Source organism: Streptococcus sp. HMSC36C04 (genome assembly GCF_001839535.1).
Classification (GTDB): Bacteria; Bacillota; Bacilli; order Lactobacillales; family Streptococcaceae; genus Streptococcus; species Streptococcus hominis.
In genome coordinates this window covers 101456-120798 of record NZ_KV841567.1, presented here as the reverse complement: position 1 = coordinate 120798, position 19343 = coordinate 101456, and the positions used below count along the sequence as shown (strand labels likewise).

Annotated in this window: 18 protein-coding genes; 14 read left to right on the top strand and 4 right to left on the bottom strand. The window is 39.1% G+C overall.

Translation table 11 applies throughout. The features are described 5' to 3' along the window. The first annotated feature begins 168 nt into the window (after window positions 1–168). Window positions 169–918 carry a PHP domain-containing protein gene (locus HMPREF3249_RS01315; RefSeq protein ID WP_049533381.1) on the top strand — a complete coding sequence of 250 codons (750 nt, stop codon included), beginning with the start codon at window positions 169–171 and terminating at the stop codon, window positions 916–918. A gap of 85 nt (window positions 919–1003) precedes the next feature. Here HMPREF3249_RS01315 and HMPREF3249_RS01310 read toward each other — a convergent pair whose 3' ends face one another. Together HMPREF3249_RS01310 and HMPREF3249_RS01305 are read right to left on the bottom strand one after the other, a co-directional pair. Beyond that, complete coding sequence (locus tag HMPREF3249_RS01310; protein WP_049533383.1) at window positions 1004–1327, bottom strand: nuclear transport factor 2 family protein; 324 nt, start codon at window positions 1325–1327, stop codon at window positions 1004–1006. An 11-nt stretch (window positions 1328–1338) separates the two neighbouring features. Next, a complete protein-coding gene (locus HMPREF3249_RS01305; RefSeq protein WP_049533382.1) occupies window positions 1339–1791 on the bottom strand; it encodes a DUF1694 domain-containing protein in 453 nt (150 codons plus the stop codon). A 174-nt stretch (window positions 1792–1965) separates the two neighbouring features. On the opposite strand from HMPREF3249_RS01305, the gene eno reads away from it, so the two are divergent. The 4 genes from eno to HMPREF3249_RS01285 all read left to right on the top strand — a co-directional run bounded on the left by eno (window position 1966) and on the right by HMPREF3249_RS01285 (window position 5648). Beyond that, window positions 1966–3270: a surface-displayed alpha-enolase gene (eno, locus tag HMPREF3249_RS01300; protein ID WP_059220770.1), complete on the top strand. Its 1305-nt coding sequence runs from the start codon at window positions 1966–1968 to the stop codon at window positions 3268–3270. A 78-nt stretch (window positions 3271–3348) separates the two neighbouring features. Beyond that, window positions 3349–4089 (top strand): NAD-dependent protein deacylase, encoded by a 741-nt coding sequence (locus HMPREF3249_RS01295; RefSeq protein WP_059220768.1) that lies wholly within the window; start codon window positions 3349–3351, stop codon window positions 4087–4089. Between the two features lie 160 nt (window positions 4090–4249). Beyond that, on the top strand, window positions 4250–4924 hold the full coding sequence (locus HMPREF3249_RS01290; RefSeq protein WP_049533379.1) for a SatD family protein: 675 nt from the start codon (window positions 4250–4252) through the stop codon (window positions 4922–4924). Continuing rightward, window positions 4917–5648, top strand: a complete 732-nt coding sequence (locus HMPREF3249_RS01285) for a DUF3307 domain-containing protein (protein ID WP_003042928.1) — start codon at window positions 4917–4919, stop codon at window positions 5646–5648. The genes HMPREF3249_RS01290 and HMPREF3249_RS01285 overlap by 8 nt, the downstream gene beginning before the upstream one ends. 42 nt (window positions 5649–5690) lie before the next feature. Here HMPREF3249_RS01285 and HMPREF3249_RS01280 read toward each other — a convergent pair whose 3' ends face one another. Beyond that, window positions 5691–6536, bottom strand: a complete 846-nt coding sequence (locus HMPREF3249_RS01280; protein WP_059220766.1) for a DegV family protein — start codon at window positions 6534–6536, stop codon at window positions 5691–5693. A 133-nt stretch (window positions 6537–6669) separates the two neighbouring features. Here HMPREF3249_RS01280 and HMPREF3249_RS01275 point away from each other — a divergent pair, with 133 nt between their 5' ends. The 4 genes from HMPREF3249_RS01275 to nt5e all read left to right on the top strand — a co-directional run bounded on the left by HMPREF3249_RS01275 (window position 6670) and on the right by nt5e (window position 10735). Further along, the gene (locus HMPREF3249_RS01275) at window positions 6670–7254 is read left to right on the top strand and encodes a TetR/AcrR family transcriptional regulator (RefSeq protein WP_049533376.1); all 585 of its coding nucleotides are present in this window, start codon (window positions 6670–6672) and stop codon (window positions 7252–7254) included. Window positions 7255–7270: 16 nt separating this feature from the next. After that, the gene (locus HMPREF3249_RS01270; protein ID WP_059220764.1) at window positions 7271–7738 is read left to right on the top strand and encodes a deoxycytidylate deaminase; all 468 of its coding nucleotides are present in this window, start codon (window positions 7271–7273) and stop codon (window positions 7736–7738) included. Window positions 7739–7786: 48 nt separating this feature from the next. Further along, entirely contained in the window at window positions 7787–8422 is a 636-nt protein-coding gene (locus tag HMPREF3249_RS01265; protein ID WP_059220762.1) for a hypothetical protein, read from the top strand. A gap of 159 nt (window positions 8423–8581) precedes the next feature. Continuing rightward, on the top strand, window positions 8582–10735 hold the full coding sequence (nt5e, locus tag HMPREF3249_RS01260) for a cell surface ecto-5'-nucleotidase Nt5e (protein WP_059220761.1): 2154 nt from the start codon (window positions 8582–8584) through the stop codon (window positions 10733–10735). A gap of 37 nt (window positions 10736–10772) precedes the next feature. Here nt5e and plsY read toward each other — a convergent pair whose 3' ends face one another. Next, window positions 10773–11420 carry a glycerol-3-phosphate 1-O-acyltransferase PlsY gene (gene plsY, locus HMPREF3249_RS01255; protein ID WP_003029646.1) on the bottom strand — a complete coding sequence of 216 codons (648 nt, stop codon included), beginning with the start codon at window positions 11418–11420 and terminating at the stop codon, window positions 10773–10775. Window positions 11421–11602: 182 nt separating this feature from the next. On the opposite strand from plsY, the gene parE reads away from it, so the two are divergent. The 5 genes from parE to parC all read left to right on the top strand — a co-directional run bounded on the left by parE (window position 11603) and on the right by parC (window position 19302). Continuing rightward, a complete protein-coding gene (gene parE / locus HMPREF3249_RS01250) occupies window positions 11603–13546 on the top strand; it encodes a DNA topoisomerase IV subunit B (RefSeq protein WP_059220758.1) in 1944 nt (647 codons plus the stop codon). 21 nt (window positions 13547–13567) lie between these two features. Continuing rightward, complete coding sequence (locus HMPREF3249_RS01245) at window positions 13568–14641, top strand: hypothetical protein (RefSeq protein WP_070867444.1); 1074 nt, start codon at window positions 13568–13570, stop codon at window positions 14639–14641. Between the two features lie 416 nt (window positions 14642–15057). Further along, window positions 15058–15792 (top strand): DUF6261 family protein, encoded by a 735-nt coding sequence (locus HMPREF3249_RS01240; RefSeq protein WP_059220753.1) that lies wholly within the window; start codon window positions 15058–15060, stop codon window positions 15790–15792. A 19-nt stretch (window positions 15793–15811) separates the two neighbouring features. Next, window positions 15812–16633 carry an aminoglycoside 6-adenylyltransferase gene (locus HMPREF3249_RS01235; RefSeq protein ID WP_049533371.1) on the top strand — a complete coding sequence of 274 codons (822 nt, stop codon included), beginning with the start codon at window positions 15812–15814 and terminating at the stop codon, window positions 16631–16633. Window positions 16634–16845: 212 nt separating this feature from the next. Then, complete coding sequence (gene parC, locus HMPREF3249_RS01230; RefSeq protein ID WP_059220751.1) at window positions 16846–19302, top strand: DNA topoisomerase IV subunit A; 2457 nt, start codon at window positions 16846–16848, stop codon at window positions 19300–19302. Window positions 19303–19343 lie beyond the last annotated feature (41 nt).

Below are 19343 nucleotides of genomic sequence, written 5' to 3'. Positions count from 1 at the left end.
CAACTTTGTTGCACTTGACTTGACAATTGGGAATACTTATTTTTTACACAACTACAAAATATAATTATCAAATTTAGGAAAATCTTGTTTAAGAATACAATATATTATAGTTAGTATAAACTGCTATATAATTCCTTAGTGTTATAGGATGATAGGAGGAAAAATATTATGCGTGATAATCATCTTCATACTTACTTTTCTTACGATTCAGATGCTGATTTCAGAGATTATTTGGAACATTACGATGGTGAAATCGTGACGACTGAACATCTGGATTTATCTAATCCCTATCCGTATGATGCAGGCTCTCCTCACGATGATATTCCTGATTATGAGTCTTATTCTAGAAAAATAGCTGCTCTCAATCGGAAATATGGAAATCGAATCAAAAAAGGAATTGAGATTGGCTATTACAGACCACGAAAGAAAGATATTTTAGCTTTTTTGGAGAATAAAGATTATGATTTGAAACTTTTATCTGTTCATCATAATGGGAAATTCGATTATTTAGAAAAGCCTGTTTTGCAATTTGATAAAATGAAGTTTATTCCAACGTATCTAAAAGAAATGGAAGAAGCTATTGAGAGTATTTCAGCTCATGTTTTGGCTCATTTTGACTATGGTTTTCGCAAGTTTAATGTGACAGTTGAAGAACTAAAAAACTTTGAAGCTCAACTTCGTGCCCTCTTTCAAAAAATGATAGATTACAGCTTAGCTTTTGAACTGAATTGCAAGTCAATGTATCTCTATGACCATGAAGATATTTATATTTATGCCCTGTCTTTGGTGAAAGAATTGGGCGGAACAAAGTATTCTGTTGGCTCTGATGCCCATACGTTAGAACATTTTCGCTTGAATTTTGACCGCATTAAGCAAATCCTAACAGAATTTGACATAGACGAAGGGATGTTGCTATAAAAAAGGGGTTAGAACAAAAAGTTCTTAACCTCCCATTATATTTGTTTTAGATTACAAGGTGTAGTAGTTCTCAGACATGGAAATATCATAACAAATATTCATATTCTCTGATAATTAAACCATTTTCGAACTCAAAAATATCACAGGATAGTTGACCAAAATCATTTTGGAGAATGGTGACAATCCGATTTTCGTTAGTTGAAAAAGTATGCAAGCAGGAAAATTGAACGTTGCTATGATGATAGGCTTGCTGAATCTTCAGAAGATAATCGTCTATTCCATGAATGGTTGAAACTTCTTGCCCATGCAATTCCCAGGTAATATCAGAATGTAAAAAACTTTGGTACGTTTCCCAGTCTCTTTGATTTTCTGCTTGAAAGAATAAGGTTAGTTTTTCTAAATTTGGCATCAATCGCCCCTTTAATGAAACAACTTTTCCCAAAAAGAAGGCCTCTTTTCTACTTTTTGAGATGAATCTGCTTGGAAAAATTCAGAAAATTGGTTAGCAATTTCTTTTTCATCTATTTCTACTGGATGATCACTATGAATGACTAAACCAAATGGAGAATTCTTGCAGTTACTAGACACGATTGTTGCTTTGCAACCCAGATCTTTTGCTATTTTTAAGTAAAAAATTTGATATTGACTATGAACCTCAGGTGATATTTTCACAGTTACAGGCTGATAGTCCAAGATAATCTTTTGTAAAATCTCTTTAAAGTGGTCGTGGATGGGAGCGCTGTTAGCTTCATCAATACTACATTCTGCAATGACCCGTTCTTCAAATGTTTCTAAAAATTTTCTTTGCTCATCGGGATTTAATTTTAATCCCCCTTGAGATTTTTCCATTATTGCTTTATTTATATCTGTCATAAAGTTAGTATAACATACTTTTTTGAAATTTATCCAAGAAATATTCGGAAATATAAAACGCTTACACGGAAAATTATCGTAAATTTCATAGAAAGACACGATTTTTCCTTGAAAAAAACCGATTTTTAAGGTATGATAGGAATGTAAATAAAATAACTCAAAGGAGAGTAAAAAATGTCAATTATTACTGATGTTTACGCTCGCGAAGTCCTAGACTCACGCGGTAACCCAACACTTGAAGTAGAAGTTTATACTGAATCAGGTGCTTTCGGACGTGGTATGGTTCCATCTGGAGCTTCTACTGGTGAACACGAAGCAGTTGAACTTCGTGATGGTGACAAATCTCGTTACGGCGGTCTTGGTACACAAAAAGCTGTTGACAACGTAAACAATATTATTGCTGAAGCAGTTATTGGTTATGACGTTCGTGATCAACAAGCTATTGACCGTGCAATGATTGCACTTGACGGTACTCCAAATAAAGGTAAATTGGGTGCAAACGCAATTCTTGGTGTATCTATTGCTGTAGCACGTGCTGCTGCTGATTACCTTGAAATCCCACTTTACAGCTACCTTGGTGGATTCAATACTAAAGTTCTTCCAACTCCAATGATGAACATCGTCAACGGTGGTTCTCACTCAGATGCTCCAATCGCTTTCCAAGAATTTATGATTGTTCCTGCTGGTGCCCCTACATTCAAAGAAGCTCTTCGTTGGGGCGCTGAAATTTTCCATGCTCTTAAGAAAATCCTTAAATCTCGTGGTCTTGAAACAGCTGTTGGTGACGAAGGTGGATTTGCTCCTCATTTTGACGGAACTGAAGATGGTGTAGAAACTATCCTTGCTGCTATCGAAGCTGCTGGTTATGTTCCTGGTAAAGATGTATTCCTTGGATTTGACTGTGCATCATCAGAATTCTACGATAAAGAACGTAAAGTTTATGATTACACTAAATTCGAAGGTGAAGGAGCTGCAGTTCGTACAGCTGACGAACAAATCGAATACCTTGAACAGTTAGTTGATAAATACCCAATCATCACTATCGAAGATGGTATGGATGAAAATGACTGGGAAGGTTGGAAGAAACTTACTGAACGCCTTGGTAAGAAAGTACAACTTGTTGGTGATGACTTCTTCGTAACAAACACTTCTTATCTTGAAAGAGGTATTAACGAAGGATGTGCTAACTCAATCCTTATTAAAGTTAACCAAATCGGTACTCTTACTGAAACATTTGATGCTATCGAAATGGCAAAAGAAGCTGGTTACACTGCCGTTGTATCACACCGTTCAGGTGAAACTGAAGATTCAACAATTGCTGACATCGCAGTTGCAACTAACGCTGGACAAATTAAGACTGGTTCATTGTCACGTACTGACCGTATTGCTAAATACAACCAATTACTTCGTATCGAAGACCAACTTAGTGAAGTTGCTGAATACCGTGGTTTGAAATCTTTCTATAACTTGTCAAAATAATTCAGTTATAATATGAATCGGCTAGTTCTGCTAGCCGATTTTTTCTTTAATAATATTGGTAACTTTTAGGAGGGCGATATGGACAAGATTGAAGAACTGGCTCAGATCATTCAAAGTAGCCAAAATATTGTATTTTTTGGTGGTGCGGGTGTTTCAACTGAATCTGGTATTCCGGATTTTCGAAGTTCTAATGGGATTTACAATATTGAGTTAAACCAGCATTTTACAGCAGAGCAATTAGTTTCACATACGATGTTTGAACGTTATCCAGAACAGTTTTTTGAGTTTTACAAGAAATATCTTATTTATCCTAATGCTAAGCCAAATGTAGCCCATAAATATTTAGTTTATCTAGAAAAGTTAGGGAAATTAAAAGCAATTGTTACACAGAATATTGATAGTTTACACGAGAGGGCAGGAAGCAAGAACGTATTAAAAATTCATGGTAGTGTGGACCGAAATTTTTGTACCAATTGTCATCGTTTTTATGACTTAGAGGATTTTTTGAAATTGCCTGGAATCATTCCTTATTGCGAGACTTGTGGTTGTGTAGTTAAGCCAGATGTGACTCTTTATGAGGAACCGTTAAATATGGAAGTTTTTTCTCAAGCTATTCAGGCTATCAATCAAGCTGACCTACTTATCATTGGCGGAACATCGCTAGTTGTTTATCCAGCCGCTAATTTGGTTCATTATTTTCAAGGACGGCACTTAGTTGTAATCAATAAAAACAATATAATACAAGATAGTCAAGCTGACTTAGTTATCAAGGGCAAGATTGGAGAAGTGCTGGGTAAGGTATGGAAAGTAAAAGGATAGTCATTATCAGATCAAATGATGGTTTCAATCATGTGCTTAGCTGTATTTTTTAGAGATGGTAGATTAGAAAATGTCCTTTATAATGGAAATTTTAGAAAATGTCCTTTATAATGGAAATTTTTAAAAATTTCCATTATAATAGACAAAAAGAGGTGAAAAGATGATGTACATTGCTCTTATTGGAGACATTATTAAATCAAAAAAAATACAAGATCGAGCGCAGGCACAACAGCAATTGTTGCAATTGATGAAAGAGTTGAATCAGCAATATCAGAAATATTTAATTTCTCCCTTTACGGTCACAGCTGGCGATGAATTTCAAGCTTTGTTTTTACCAAATTCGGATATGTTTCAAATCATGGAGCAACTTTCTATGTCATTTGCTCCTTATGAAATTCGATTTGGGATTGGTGCTGGAGATATGATTACAGAAATTAACAAAGAACAAAGCATTGGTTCTGACGGTCCGGCGTATTGGCTGGCGAGAGAAGCGATTAACTATGTTCATGACAAGAATGACTATGGCATCAATCACATTTCGGTTTCTTTGGCAGACGAAGAAGTCGGTCAGACAATCAATGCTATTTTAGCTGCATGCTCTTTTATTCAGTCCAAGTGGACAGATATCCAATATGATGTCCTCAAACAATTACTAGCTGAAAATATATACGATGAAACATTTTCGCATAAAGAAATGGCAAAACTACTTGGTATCACTCCGAGTGCTTTCAACAAACGTATCAAGGCGAGTGGGTTAAAAATTTATCTCAGAAATAAACGAGTTGCGATGAACTTGATGTTAAATGCGATAGAGAAGGAGGCGAAACATGTCTAATTTGTGGGGATTTTCAGACTATTTTGTACAACATCCAATCTTGTTGTTAACCTTATTGGCACATGTTTTAGCTGATTTCCAATGGCAAAGTCAAAAAATGGCAGATTTAAAATGTCGAAAGTTACCTTATTTATTGCTGCATTTAGCCATTGTTTTTCTGCCGTTGCTGATTTTGAGTATCTTTTTCCCGAAAAATATTATTTACTTTGCTGCTGTTTGGATTAGTCATGTAGTTATTGATTTCTTGAAATACAGGCTCAATACGTTTATAGAAATAAAGAGACTCACAAAGCAAGTTTTCATCATTGACCAAGTCCTTCATTTTATTTGCATTTTTCTATTTTATGCTTTATTGGCCAGCAAAATCAATCCACAATGGCTGAAAAATGGAGCGTCAGTTGCTCAAACCCTTCTTTTCTTAGCAATCGTTGGCAAGCCTGTTAATATTTTATTTAAGCTTTTCTTCAGTAGGTATCAGTCAAAGGGAGATAACCAAGACACTATAGCAGGTGCAGGGGCGATGATTGGGATTTTAGAGCGTTTTATTATGGCTTTGTCTCTTATATTTGGGCAGTTTGCTTCCGTTGGCTTAGTCTTTACTGCTAAGTCAATCGCACGATATAATAAGATTTCAGAAAGTCAGTCCTTTGCAGAATACTATCTTATCGGCTCACTTTTTAGCATGATTAGTGTGCTAGTTGTTTTTGGTTTGCTATATTTGTAATATAAAAACTGTAGTTTAGTGATTGACTACAGTTTCGTTATATTATTGAATCTCATAGCCCATGAGGAGACCATTTTCTTCAGCGTAAAAACTGCACAAGCCAGAAGTCGGGATGACTTCAATAACAGCTTGTGGGAATCTTTCACGAACCATTTCGGAAAATTGCTGGCAAAACTTAAGATTATTTCGATGAGCAATAATGATTTGTCCACCGGCATAGCCTGCCTTGATGAGTTCATCAAAAGCTGCGATTAGTGACTTTTTAGCACCACGCGCCTTTTGAAGCAACTCCAACTTGCCGTCTTGACTGGCTTCGCCTACCATACGAATATTCAGTAATCCTACAACGGCTCCAAGCAACTTGCTCAGTCGTCCATTTTTGACTAGATTGTCAACTTTTGCAAGAACGAAAAGTAACTTCGTCTTTGCTTGATAGGCTGTAATTTCTGTTACAACCTCTTCATAACTTAGCCCTTGACCGATGAGAAGATTAAGATTTTTGATAATCAAATCATTTTCACCGCCAGCAGAAAGAGTATCAATAATATGGATATTCACGTTAGGATGTTCTTCAATATAGAGTTTTTTAGCCACTTGTGCGCTATTATGGCTTCCTGATAAGGTTCCTGTAATAGTGACCACAAAAATATTTGAAGCTCCATCAAAAGCTTTCATATAATCATCTGGACTAGGACAGGCAGACTTTGAAGCCGAAGAAGTGGCATACATTTTTTCCATCATATCATCAATATTGAGCTGAGCATTATCTATAAAGATTTCATCACCTACTTGAATGGTCAAAGGAACACTTTCAAACAAGGTGTCAACAGCAAGGTTTTCGATAGTTCTATAATCACAGCCTGAATCAGCTACAATTTTCCAAGTCATTGCATTCTCCTTTAGTTGAGTAGTAAACTAGTTAGACATTGACAAAAGTTTTGTCTTTTTTTACAATTATATCATGAAACTTCTGCTTTAGAAAGCCTTTACAGTCGGTTGTTACACGTAGAAAGAAAATGTTATGTCGGAACGTAAAATATCGAAAAAATCTTTAGAAAATCTAAAAATATCAAATCAGGAATCCAATCGCATTACAAAAGAATCCTTAGAAATTTCGCTATTGCAATTATTGGAAAAGAAAGAGTTGACCAAAATTACTATTTCTGAATTAGTAGAGAGGGCAGGCGTTTCACGTGCAGCTTTTTATCGAAATTATGATTCAAAAGAAGAAATTTTACAAGAGATTTTCCAACGAACAGTACAAAAGATTACCAATAAATTGGAACAATTCAATATGAGAACCGAGCTTTATCAAGTGTGGCTGTTCTTGTTTAAAGAAGTCAAAAAAGAGGCACGAATCCTTAGTTTAGCAGTGGATTACAATTTAGAAAAACTGTTGACAAGTGCTGTGTTTGATTTCTTGGAAAAACAAAATAGCTCTAGAAAAGAGGCTTCGACTTACATGAATTCCTTTTGGAGTTCGGCGGTGGTTTCTGTCTTAATCAAATGGACAAAAGACGGCATGAGGGTTCCGGCAGAAAAGATCGCATCGCTCGGACTTCCGCTTTTTCCACATCGAAAAAATGATAAAATGAGTGATAAATAAAAAAGAAGGTGACAACATGGTTACAAAAAGATTGGCTTGGGACGAATATTTTGCAGCACAAGCGCTCTTGATTGCAAATCGCTCAACCTGCAAACGAGCAAGCGTTGGTGCAGTTATTGTAAAGGATAATAAAGTTATTTCAACAGGATATAATGGATCTGTTTCAGGAACGGAGCACTGCATCGATCATGAATGCCTGATAGTTGACGGGCATTGTGTGAGGACTTTGCATGCAGAAGTAAATGCAATTTTGCAAGGTGCAGAGCGTGGAATCCCAAAAGGATTTACTGTCTATGTCACTCATTTCCCTTGTCTCAATTGTACGAAACAGCTTTTACAAGTTGGTTGCAAGCGAGTGGTTTATATCAATCAATACCGTATGGATGATTATGCGCGATATTTATATAGCGAAAAGAAAGTTGAGCTAGTACATCTGCCAATCGAAAAAGTGAAAGAGGCGATCTCGGAGACTGATTTGATATAACTTTTAGAGTGGGACATTTTGTTTTCTATGAATAAAAGGAAAGAAAATATGACACAAGAACAACTTCAAAAAGCCTGGCAAGCATTGTTTGATGGGCAATATCAGCTTGCCAAGCAATTCGTTTATCAAATAGACCAAGATAGTTATAGTACACTGAATTTAAAAGCTTATATTGCTTTGGAAGAAAAGGATTTTCAGTTGGCTCGTCAGTTTTTAAAAGACTATTATGCTCAAGCTATGTCTGAAAAGAATCTGGAAGAACAGCATATAGGCTTACATCAATTAGCGATGGTCGAACGAGAAGAAGAGCATTTTCAAAAGGCTTATGACTTGATAATGGCAGAAGCTGCAATTATTACAGAGCATTTCCCCGATGATGTCCTAAAGGCATCGGTCAATTTGTACGAACAGGGGTATTTACAATTCAAATTTGGAAATATTCATCTTGCAGAAGAACTTTTACAAGAAACACTAAATTTAGCATTGCAGACAGATGACTTTGTCAATCATGCTTGTGCTTATCGTGGCTTGGCTGAGGTAAGATTAGCTAAGGGAGATATAAAAATGGCTAAATCTGATGCTCAAAAAGCACTGGTGTGTTTTGAAAAAGCGGGTGATACCGTGGGAGTGGCAGGGCTGAAGAACTTAATGGCACAGATAAACTCACAAGGTAGAAGTTTGTAAATAATGTTTGTGAAATAAGATATTCTAATGTAAAAGTTAGAATATTTTTCTTTTTAGAACAATTTTAGCGAACGATAAGATAAAGTTTGCTCAATAAGGTTTTATTTTACCAGACAATCTTGTATAATAGAATCCAAAAAGAATAAAAGAGGATTGATTATGAAGAAGAAAAAATTCATTGTCCCTATTTTGTCGACATTGCTAATTGCTCCAGCAATTTTAGCACATCAGGTTTCTGCTGATGCTGTAGATCTAGCTACTTCAACAGCACCTGTAGAGCAAGTAGAAGCTCCTAAAGAAAATCAGTCGGTTGCACCTACGACCGCTCAAGGAGATTCAGCAGTTTTGCCTGCTACTGAAGTTTCCACAGAGAAAGTAACAGAAAAGAGCGAGAACAAACAAGTTGAAACTTCTGTAACTCCAGCAGATTCTATAACTCCAGCCGCTCAAGCTGTTGTTTCGCCCACAGCTCAATCCGAAAAGGATACAGTTATTCTTCATACAAATGATGTACACGGTCGTATTGTAGAAGAAAAAGGTGTCATTGGCGATGCTAAATTAGCAGCTGTCATTGAGCAAGAACGTGCAAAGACTAATCAAACAACACTCGTTGTGGATGCAGGCGATGCTTTTCAAGGGCTTCCGATTTCCAATAGCTCAAAAGGAGAAGAGCGCGCGAATATTTTAAATAAGATTGGCTATGACGCAACGGCGGTCGGAAATCATGAATTTGACTTTGGTTTGGATGAGGTGAAAAAATACAAAGAAATTTTGAAATTCCCTCTTCTTAGTGCCAATACTTATGTCAATGGAGCACGTCTCTTTGAGGCTTCTACGATTGTTGATAAAGACAAGAATGTTGTGGGAGATGAATTTGTGGTTATTGGGGTGACAACGCCAGAAACTGCAACAAAAACACACCCACGCAATGTTCAGGGGGTTACGTTTACAGATCCAATTTCAGAAGTCAATAAAGTCATTGAAGAAGTGGAATCTCGTGCGAAAGCGGAAGGTAAAACTTACAAACATTATGTCGTTTTGGCGCATTTGGGTGTAGATACGACGACACCAGTTGAATGGCGTGGTTCTACCTTGGCAGAAGCATTATCAAAAAATCCTTTGCTAAAAGGAAAACGTGTGACGGTGATTGACGGGCATTCACATACTGTAGAATCAGTGACCTACGGCGACAATGTTACTTATAATCAAACAGGTAGTTACTTGCATAATATCGGAAAAGTAACATACAAATCTGGTCAACTTCTAGGAAATCCTCAACAAATCTCAGCTGATTCAGTAAAAGGCGTTACTCCAGATCCAGCTATTCAGCAATTAGTAAACAAAATCAAAGAGAAATATGACCAAGAAAACGCAAAAGTGGTCGTTGCTAATAGCCCAGTTGAGTTAAATGGTAATCGAGAAAATGTCCGTGTGCGGGAAACCAATCTTGGAAATGTCGTAGCAGATGCACTCTATGAGTACGGGCAAATAGGATTCAGTCATAAGACAGACCTTGCTGTAACTAACGGCGGCGGACTTCGTGAAACAATTGCGAAAGGGAAACCAATCACCAAAGGAGATATTATTGCTGTTTTACCATTTGGTAATACCATTACTCAAATAAAAGTGACTGGGCAAAACATCGCAGACATGTTTGCTAAGTCTTTAGGTTCTATTTTACAAGAAAAAGACGGCAAACCAGTCCTAGATGAAAATGGTCAACCGTTACTTGAACCAAGCGGTGGTTTCCTGCAAGTTTCTGGAGCAAAAGTTTATTATGACACAACCTTGCCAGCTGATAAGCGTATTCTTGGCATTGAAATCAAAAATCCTGAAACAGGAAAATATGAAAAATTAAACCTTAAGAAAATCTACTATCTGACAACTAATGATTTCTTGGCTGCAGGTGGTGACGGTTATAGTATGTTGGGCGGAGCTCGCGAAGAAGGTCCTTCAATGGACGTTGCTTTTGCAGACTATTTGGCAAAAACAGACTTAACAGCTTATGCGGTTGTCAATCCTAATTCACGGACTATTTCAATCTCGACTGCACAATACAAGAAACTTCAAAATCAAGCTGCTAATCAAGTGAAGCCAAATGAAACTGGACAAAAAGAACTTGTGCCAGCGGTTCAAACAAATACACATCAAAGAACGGCAACGATTCCAGTCAATGTACACAAACAATTTGTGCCTTCAGGCCAAAAGAGCTTGCCAGAAACAGGTACAACAGATACTACCTTTATCAGTTTACTTGGCTTTGTCGTTGGACTTTTAGGATTATCTAGATTTAAAAAAGCTCACAAAGAATAAAATAAAAGGAAGCTAAGATTTTTTATCCTAGCTTCTTTTATTTCTGTTTAGGTTGTTGTTTTGTGATATTCAATCCGAAGGGAATGAGATTTTCTTGCTTCGTCCGAATCCGCTGAATATTATCTTTGTGTCGAACGATAATGATGAGCGCTAATGCCAGCACAATCACGGTAAAAAGCACATCGTAACGTGGCAAAAGAAAACTAAATAACGGGAAAATTAAGACTCCCAGAATAGCAGAGGCAGCAGCTGTCACACTTGAAAAAGAAATCATACTAGTCAAATACAAGCAGCTGAAAAAGATGACAGCTAAATAAGTGAAGAAAGTCGGTGAAAAGCCCAGAATGACACCTGCACTGGTTGCCACGGCTTTACCGCCCTTAAATTCTGCGAAAATGGGGAAGGTATGCCCAAGCACGGCTAAAAGTCCAAAAACAAGAGGAGAAATACCGTTGATATGAAGAAAAAATGGCAATAGTGTCGCAAACGTTCCTTTAAAAAAGTCGAAAATAAAGGTGATGATGCCTGCTTTTTTCCCAAGGACACGAAAGGTATTGGTCGTCCCTGTATTTCCGCTACCGTATTCGCGGAGATTTTTCTTGTAAAATGCTTGTCCAATCCAAAGCCCGGCAGGGATTGAACCAATCAAATAAGCTACTATCAATGTAAAAACTATCTTTATCATGTTTTTATTATACCATGAATTTTGATTTTGATAGTTGAACGACCAGAAATATTTTACAAAATTTGTCTAGGCTGAAAAAATGGTGGTGAGAAGCAGAAAGAATACACTATTTTCTTAAAATCTTTGCAAAATTTACTAAAAACTTGTAAGATAGAAAGGATGAATGATTCAGGAGGCTCCTTGTGGCAAAAAAGGAAATCAATATTAACAATTACAATGATGATGCCATTCAAGTATTAGAAGGGTTGGACGCGGTTCGGAAGCGTCCTGGTATGTATATCGGATCAACAGATGCAACTGGGCTTCACCATTTGGTCTGGGAAATTGTTGACAATGCAGTCGATGAGGCTCTGTCTGGCTTTGGCGACAAGATTGACGTGACCATTCACAAAGACGGGAGTTTGACAGTAGCAGACCACGGTCGGGGAATGCCTGTCGGTATGCACGCTATGGGAATCCCGACAGTGGAAGTCATCTTTACGGTGCTTCACGCTGGAGGTAAGTTCGGTCAGGGCGGTTACAAGACCTCTGGGGGTCTCCACGGTGTTGGTTCTTCTGTGGTCAATGCGCTGTCTAGTTGGCTGGAAGTTGAAATCACACGTGACGGAACGGTTTATCGGCAACGATTTGAGCAAGGTGGGAAACCTGTTACCAGTCTGGAAAAGATTGGCAAAGCTCCCAAATCAAAAACGGGCACAAAAGTGACCTTTATGCCTGACGACACGATTTTCTCAACGACAGATTTCAAATACAATACCATTTCGGAGCGGCTCAATGAATCAGCCTTTCTCTTGAAAAATGTTCACCTTTCTCTGACAGATGAGCGAACGGGCGAGTCTGTTGATTTTCATTATGAAAATGGGGTGCAGGACTTTGTCAGCTACTTGAACGAAGACAAGGAAACCTTGACGCCGGTCCTTTATTTTGAAGGAGAAGAGGGCGGTTTTCAAGTGGAAGTGGCTCTCCAGTACAACGATGGTTATTCAGACAATATCCTTTCTTTTGTCAATAACGTTCGCACCAAGGATGGCGGAACGCACGAGACAGGGCTCAAGTCAGCCATTACCAAGGTCATGAATGACTATGCGAGAAAGACTGGTTTGCTGAAAGAAAAGGATAAAAATCTGGAAGGTTCTGACTACCGCGAGGGCTTAGCGGCTGTTCTTTCTATCTTAGTGCCAGAAGAGCATTTGCAGTTTGAAGGGCAGACCAAGGACAAGCTAGGCAGTCCGCTTGCTCGTCCTGCGGTGGATTCGATTGTGTCAGACAAGTTGACTTTTTTCCTCTTGGAAAATGGGGAATTGGCGTCAAATCTCATCCGCAAGGCGATTAAGGCGAGAGATGCGCGCGAGGCAGCCCGTAAGGCGAGAGATGAAAGCCGAAGTGGAAAGAAGAACAAGAAAGACAAGGGGCTTTTATCTGGAAAACTAACGCCAGCCCAATCCAAAAACCCAGCTAAAAACGAACTCTATCTAGTCGAAGGAGATTCAGCGGGTGGCTCTGCCAAGCAAGGACGCGACCGGAAGTTTCAAGCAATTCTGCCCCTGCGCGGTAAGGTCATCAATACCGCTAAAGCTAAAATGGCAGACATTCTCAAAAATGAAGAAATCAACACCATGATTTACACCATTGGTGCGGGTGTTGGTTCGGACTTCTCCCTCGAAGATGCCAACTATGACAAGATTATCATCATGACCGATGCGGATACGGACGGTGCCCATATCCAGACGCTCTTGCTGACCTTCTTTTACCGCTACATGCGCCCACTCGTAGAAGCGGGGCATGTCTATATCGCCCTGCCTCCTCTTTATAAAATGTCCAAAGGCAAAGGTAAGAACGAGGTTGTCGAGTATGCTTGGACGGACGGTGAGCTAGAAGACCTGCGCAAGAAATTTGGCAAAGGTGCCATGTTGCAGCGCTACAAAGGGCTGGGGGAAATGAACGCCGACCAGCTTTGGGAAACCACTATGAACCCTGAAAACCGAACCCTCATTCGCGTCACCATTGACGACTTGGCTCGTGCCGAACGCCGCGTCAATGTCCTCATGGGCGACAAAGTCCCACCCCGCCGTAAATGGATTGAAGATAACGTCAAGTTTACGCTGGAGGAGCAGACGGTATTTTAAAGAAAGGTTTAGAAAGTAGTTATGAAAGAAAATGAAATTTATACAAGATTGGGACTAGAGAATAAAGAAGAACTAATGGAATTGCTGGATCTTAGTGATAGAATACAAAAAATTAAATATTTTTCTCCTTCCATTGATATTAAAACAGCTCAACCTGTACGCCTCACATTAAGAAATGGAAATTTTTTTGAAATTGCTGGTATAGATAATAATAGAATCCAACGCTTAAAATGTTCCAGAAAAGGGTGGGAAACAGTTTTAAAATCAAATAATATTCCTAATAATTTGTATCCGCTGAGAAATACTCCAAATAAATTCCCAAAAGGGAACATTCCTAAAGGATATGGAAGTGAGTGGTATTTTCATAGAGGCCATGTTTTTGCAAGACAATTTCATAATTCTGTGTCTGGTTACCAAGTTATTCAACATAATGGGAATAATAGTAAGAATTGGGATGACTCTTTCATAGATAATAAAGATGACAATCTTTTTACTCAATTTTCTAGTGCAAACCAAATACAGGCAAAGATTGAAGCAGAAGTATTTGCGCTACTATCAGAGAATCAAAATGTTTATTATGAAGTGAAACTTATTTTCAAGAACATCAATGATACTTATCCTATTGGTACAGAGATATTCTATTTACCTATTTCATCTCCTGAGAAATTTAAACACTATTTTATTCCAAACACTGATTTAGATTTTGATTTATCCATATTACATGAAGAAGACAGTAAATTAAGCTATCCTGACTTTTATAAAAATGGTTATAGAGAAGAATATCGAAAATACTTTAAAAATAGTGATAGAAATGAAATTGAGGTAACTGAAAATATTGGCATTGGTAGTAATGATTTTTATCTTGTTTTAAAACCAAAAGAAGAAGCTATTTATCGTTTTGATACAAAATTATTAAATGATTTAGAAGAGAAAAAAATTAAAATTTTTGATGAGAAGGATATTGATAATATTTTGGAAAATCCTTCTAATATTCTTATTTTTTCCTATAAAGATGCTAAGATAGTTCATGCCAACTTGTTAAAAAAATCTAAAATATCAAAAAGCAATAAAAAAATTATTACTACTTTGTTTTAGAAGATGAGCCAGTAATATATCTTCAATATGGTCATAATGAAGGAAAAAATGTAACACACTATGGAATAGAAAACATAATGGAAGGAATAGAAAAGCTAATGGGGAAAGAAAATTAGTAATATTTCAAATAGATTCATTTAGAGGTAGATATTTCCCTACAAGATGTTCTTCCCCTCTAGCAAGCAATTTTTGTTTTCGGACAAGCTCGCTAGAGCAAAAGTAAAGTCGTTCAACTTTCGGACAAGCGACTTTTCAGTAAATCCCGATTGTTCTGTTTTCGGACAATAGTTCTTGGAGCAAAAGGCGAACATTCTAATTTCGGACGAACGGTTTTTGAGTAAAAAGCCTTTTCCGAAACTGAACAATGTAAAAATGATATGAAATAGATTAGAATTTAAAAGAATTAGGAGAAAATAATGAAATTGACATACGGAATCACTACATTGGACACGAAAACTCTGGATAAAAGTGAATTTTCCCAGCTCATGATCGAGTCGAAAGAGGCAATTGCTGCTTTTAACAAGGCGCATAAGGTTGAAAGTATTTATACGGGTAAGCTGGAAGAGATGAGCCAGCATTTGGCTAAGTTTCAGGAGGGGCTTCATCAGACGAAAGCTAGTCGCTTGGTGACTAGTTTAGACCAAGCTGATCGCGAGCGAGATGATGCCTTGGCTACGCTGACTGCTTTGGTACGGGCATTTTCGAGGGTTAAGGAGACTGCAACGAAAGAAGCCTACGGCACCTTGGCGGGCTTGCTAAAAAATTATGCAGGGATTGCGGCTGCCAACTATGAAAAGGAGACCGAGGGCATCAACCACCTGCTCCAAGAGTTGAAGAAATCAACCTATCAAACGGCGCTGGCAAAACTGCACTTGGAAGCTCATGTGGAAAATTTGATGACTGCGCAAAAGCGGTTTGAAGAAGCCTATAAGGAGCGCTTGACTGAGTTGAAAGGCAAAGTGCCTAGCCAAAGCAAGCAACTCCGCATTCAACTACAAGAAATCTACGATTTCCTGCTGGATTTCACTGCTATTATGACCTATGCCTACCCAGAAAGAAGCCACTATGCAGATCTTCGCGACCACCTCAATACCATTCGCAGCCGCTACAAAAAACGCAAAGCGGTTAAGAAAGTGAAAGAAGAGATCTAGCAAAAAGGTAGGTACTTCCATGAGAACTGAAAGTGAAATGTTGGATTTGATTTTGCAAACCGCAAAAGTGCTAAAAGTCGATGCTGTTGCCATGTCCGGCTCGCGGACAAATCCAGATGCTCCCAAGGACGAGTTTCAAGACTATGATGTGGTCTACATTGTGGATAATTTGGATAGACTGGTAGCTGACCTTGCTTGGTTGGAGCAGTTTGGCGAGCGCATTATTGAGCAGCATAATGTACTTGCGCATCGCCGGCTCTACTTGATGCTCTTTGAAGATGGTAATCGGATAGATTTGACCCTTTGCCCTAAGGAGCATATCAAAGAATGGGTGGATAGCGAAGCAGACTTTATGGTGTTGGACAACCCACAGGGACTTTTTCGACCCTATCCCCCCACTCCCAAACGCTATTGGACAAAACCAGCAAGTGCGGATGATTTTGCAAAATCGTGCAATGAATTCTGGTGGGTTTCAGCCTATGTTGTCAAGGGGATTCAGCGTCAGCAATTTGTGTATGCGGTGGATCATCTCTATGGTATCTGTCAGAAAGAATTGCTCAAGCTTCTAGCTTGGCAAGTGGCAGCGAACAAGGGAGTGATTGATATCGGCAAGAACTATAAGTATCTGTTTCAGTATTTACCCGCGGAGAAGGAAGAAGAATTTGCCACTTTGCTTGATTTTTCCAACAAAAAAAGCCTCATCCACTCTTTACTGTCTACGCAGCAATTTTTTCACAAAGAAGCTCAGGCTTTCTCTCTCAAGACTGGTTTTCCTTATGATAAAGAAACTGCAGAAAAAATGATTCAGTACACTAAAGAAAAACTGAATCTAAGAAAGTGATAATCCACTTTGCTCATTCATAAGAGATGCCTCTTACATCAGGAAGCATTAAAAAAGAAAATTACAGAAAGGATAGTTTGGTTGTATAGCAACTGAACACGGGACTAAGACTTAGGAAAAAAGATAAATCGATTGGAGTTCATCGAACCCTGCATCGATTTCCTATTTTTCTACAGAAATTTTCGGCAAGCCGAAACGTCCCTTTGTATCTTATGAGTAACATTCAAAACATGTCCTTGGAGGACATTATGGGAGAGCGCTTTGGGCGCTACTCCAAATACATTATTCAGGAGCGGGCTTTGCCCGACATTCGTGACGGACTCAAGCCCGTGCAGCGTCGGATTCTTTATTCGATGAACAAAGACGGCAATACCTTTGACAAGGGCTACCGCAAGTCTGCCAAGTCTGTCGGAAATATCATGGGGAATTTCCACCCGCACGGTGATAGTTCTATCTACGACGCTATGGTGCGTATGTCTCAGGATTGGAAGAACCGTGAGATTTTAGTGGAAATGCACGGAAATAACGGTTCTATGGACGGCGATCCGCCAGCCGCTATGCGGTACACCGAAGCTCGTTTGTCTGAGATTGCGGGCTACTTACTACAAGACATCGAAAAAGACACCGTGCCTTTTGCTTGGAACTTTGACGATACGGAGAAAGAACCAACCGTATTGCCTGCTGCCTTTCCAAATCTTTTGGTAAATGGGGCAACGGGGATTTCTGCTGGGTATGCGACGGACATTCCGCCTCACAATCTGGCGGAAGTCATCGATGCGGTGGTCTATATGATTGACCACCCCAAAGCTAAGGTTGACAAACTCATGGAGTTTCTGCCGGGCCCTGACTTTCCAACGGGAGCTATTGTGCAAGGGCGTGATGAGATTAAGAAAGCCTATGAGACTGGAAAGGGGCGCGTTGTCGTGCGTTCTCGGACGGAGATTGAAAAGCTCAAAGGCGGCAAAGAGCAGATTGTTGTCACTGAAATTCCTTATGACATTAACAAAGCTGTTCTGGTCAAGAAGATTGATGACGTTCGGGTCAATAATAAGGTAGCTGGTATTGCAGAAGTACGGGATGAGTCTGACCGTGATGGGCTTCGTATTGCCATTGAGCTGAAAAAGGATGCCAATACCGAGCTGATTCTGAATTATCTCTTTAAATATACGGATTTGCAGGTCAATTACAATTTTAACATGGTGGCGATTGATCATTTTACACCGCGTTTGGTAGGGATCGTGCCGATTCTGACTAGTTATATTGCCCACCGAAAAGAGATTATTCTGGCGCGCAGCCGATTTGACAAGGCCAAAGCAGAGAAGCGCCTGCATATCGTAGAAGGCTTGATTCGAGTGATTTCTATCTTGGATGAAGTGATTGCGCTCATTCGTGCGTCGGAAAATAAAGCTGATGCCAAGGAAAATCTCAAGGTCAGCTATGATTTTACCGAAGAGCAGGCAGAGGCTATTGTCACTCTCCAACTTTATCGCTTGACCAATACAGACGTGGTGATTCTGGAGGAAGAGCAGGCGGAATTACGCGAAAAAATTGCCATGCTTTCAGCCATTATCGGTGATGAGCGGACCATGTACAATCTGATGAAGCGTGAACTGCGTGAGGTCAAAAAGAAATTTGGCAATCCTCGTCTTAGTGAATTGCAAGATAAAGCCAATACCATTGAGATTGATACGGCTAGTCTGATTGTGGAAGAAGAAACCTATGTCAGCGTCACTCGTGGTGGCTATCTTAAACGCACCAGTCCACGTTCTTTCAATTCATCAACGGTTGATGAGGTCGGCAAGCGAGATGATGACCGTCTGATTTTTATTAGCTCGGCGAAAACCACTCAGCACCTTTTGATTTTTACCAATCTTGGCAATGTCATCTATCGACCGGTCCACGAGCTGGCAGACATTCGCTGGAAAGAAATCGGGGAACACCTCAGCCAGACCATTACCAATTTTGAGACGAATGAAGAAGTCATCTACACTGAGTTAGTAGATAATTTTGACGAAGGCACTTATTTTGCGGTAACAAAACTAGGGCAAATCAAGCGCGTAGAGCGAAAAGAATTCAGTCCTTGGCGCACCTATAAGTCCAAGTCTGTTAAATTTGCTAAATTAAAAAATGAAGACGACCAAATTATCACACTTTCTCCAATCAAGCTAGATGATGTTATGCTAGTGACCAAGAACGGTTATGCCTTGCGGTTTAATATTGAAGAAGTGCCAGTTGTGGGTGCTAAAGCAGCAGGTGTCAAAGCTATCAATCTCAAAAAAGATGATGTCTTAGCAGCGGCTTTTATTGCCAATACTGATTCACTTTATATCTTGACCCAGCGCGGAGCGCTCAAGCGAATGGCAGTTGCAGATATTCCTGTGACGAGCCGAGCAAATCGTGGTTTGCAAGTGTTGCGCGAGCTGAAGTCCAAGCCACATCGTATTTTCCAAGCAGGTCCTGTCTTTGGAGAGCAACCTGCAGAACTAGACCTCTTTAGTTCAGATCATCCAACAGCAGAAGAAGAGCAGATTCTTTCTATTGTTTCTAACAAAGGAACGACTTACCAAGTGAATCTTGCTGACCTCGGTTTGTCTGAAAGAACTAGCAACGGTAGCTTTATCTCTGATACTATTTCAGATGAAGAAGTGTTCTCTGCGAATCTTAAATAATTGAAAATCAGTCCAAGCGGCTGATTTTTTGTTCGGTTATA

What these genes read in the sequence shown, in the direction of transcription:
- HMPREF3249_RS01265 (WP_059220762.1), top strand. Translation starts at nt 7,787, where the DNA reads ATGACACAAGAACAACTTCAAAAAGCCTGGCAAGCATTGTTTGATGGG.
- HMPREF3249_RS01295 (WP_059220768.1), top strand. Translation starts at nt 3,349, where the DNA reads ATGGACAAGATTGAAGAACTGGCTCAGATCATTCAAAGTAGCCAAAAT.
- parC (WP_059220751.1), top strand. Translation starts at nt 16,846, where the DNA reads ATGAGTAACATTCAAAACATGTCCTTGGAGGACATTATGGGAGAGCGC.
- HMPREF3249_RS01285 (WP_003042928.1), top strand. Translation starts at nt 4,917, where the DNA reads ATGTCTAATTTGTGGGGATTTTCAGACTATTTTGTACAACATCCAATC.
- HMPREF3249_RS01270 (WP_059220764.1), top strand. Translation starts at nt 7,271, where the DNA reads ATGGTTACAAAAAGATTGGCTTGGGACGAATATTTTGCAGCACAAGCG.
- HMPREF3249_RS01275 (WP_049533376.1), top strand. Translation starts at nt 6,670, where the DNA reads ATGTCGGAACGTAAAATATCGAAAAAATCTTTAGAAAATCTAAAAATA.
- HMPREF3249_RS01245 (WP_070867444.1), top strand. Translation starts at nt 13,568, where the DNA reads ATGAAAGAAAATGAAATTTATACAAGATTGGGACTAGAGAATAAAGAA.
- HMPREF3249_RS01305 (WP_049533382.1), bottom strand. Translation starts at nt 1,791, where the DNA reads ATGACAGATATAAATAAAGCAATAATGGAAAAATCTCAAGGGGGATTA.
- HMPREF3249_RS01240 (WP_059220753.1), top strand. Translation starts at nt 15,058, where the DNA reads ATGAAATTGACATACGGAATCACTACATTGGACACGAAAACTCTGGAT.
- HMPREF3249_RS01315 (WP_049533381.1), top strand. Translation starts at nt 169, where the DNA reads ATGCGTGATAATCATCTTCATACTTACTTTTCTTACGATTCAGATGCT.
- HMPREF3249_RS01290 (WP_049533379.1), top strand. Translation starts at nt 4,250, where the DNA reads ATGATGTACATTGCTCTTATTGGAGACATTATTAAATCAAAAAAAATA.
- nt5e (WP_059220761.1), top strand. Translation starts at nt 8,582, where the DNA reads ATGAAGAAGAAAAAATTCATTGTCCCTATTTTGTCGACATTGCTAATT.
- HMPREF3249_RS01280 (WP_059220766.1), bottom strand. Translation starts at nt 6,536, where the DNA reads ATGACTTGGAAAATTGTAGCTGATTCAGGCTGTGATTATAGAACTATC.
- plsY (WP_003029646.1), bottom strand. Translation starts at nt 11,420, where the DNA reads ATGATAAAGATAGTTTTTACATTGATAGTAGCTTATTTGATTGGTTCA.
- HMPREF3249_RS01310 (WP_049533383.1), bottom strand. Translation starts at nt 1,327, where the DNA reads ATGCCAAATTTAGAAAAACTAACCTTATTCTTTCAAGCAGAAAATCAA.
- HMPREF3249_RS01235 (WP_049533371.1), top strand. Translation starts at nt 15,812, where the DNA reads ATGAGAACTGAAAGTGAAATGTTGGATTTGATTTTGCAAACCGCAAAA.
- eno (WP_059220770.1), top strand. Translation starts at nt 1,966, where the DNA reads ATGTCAATTATTACTGATGTTTACGCTCGCGAAGTCCTAGACTCACGC.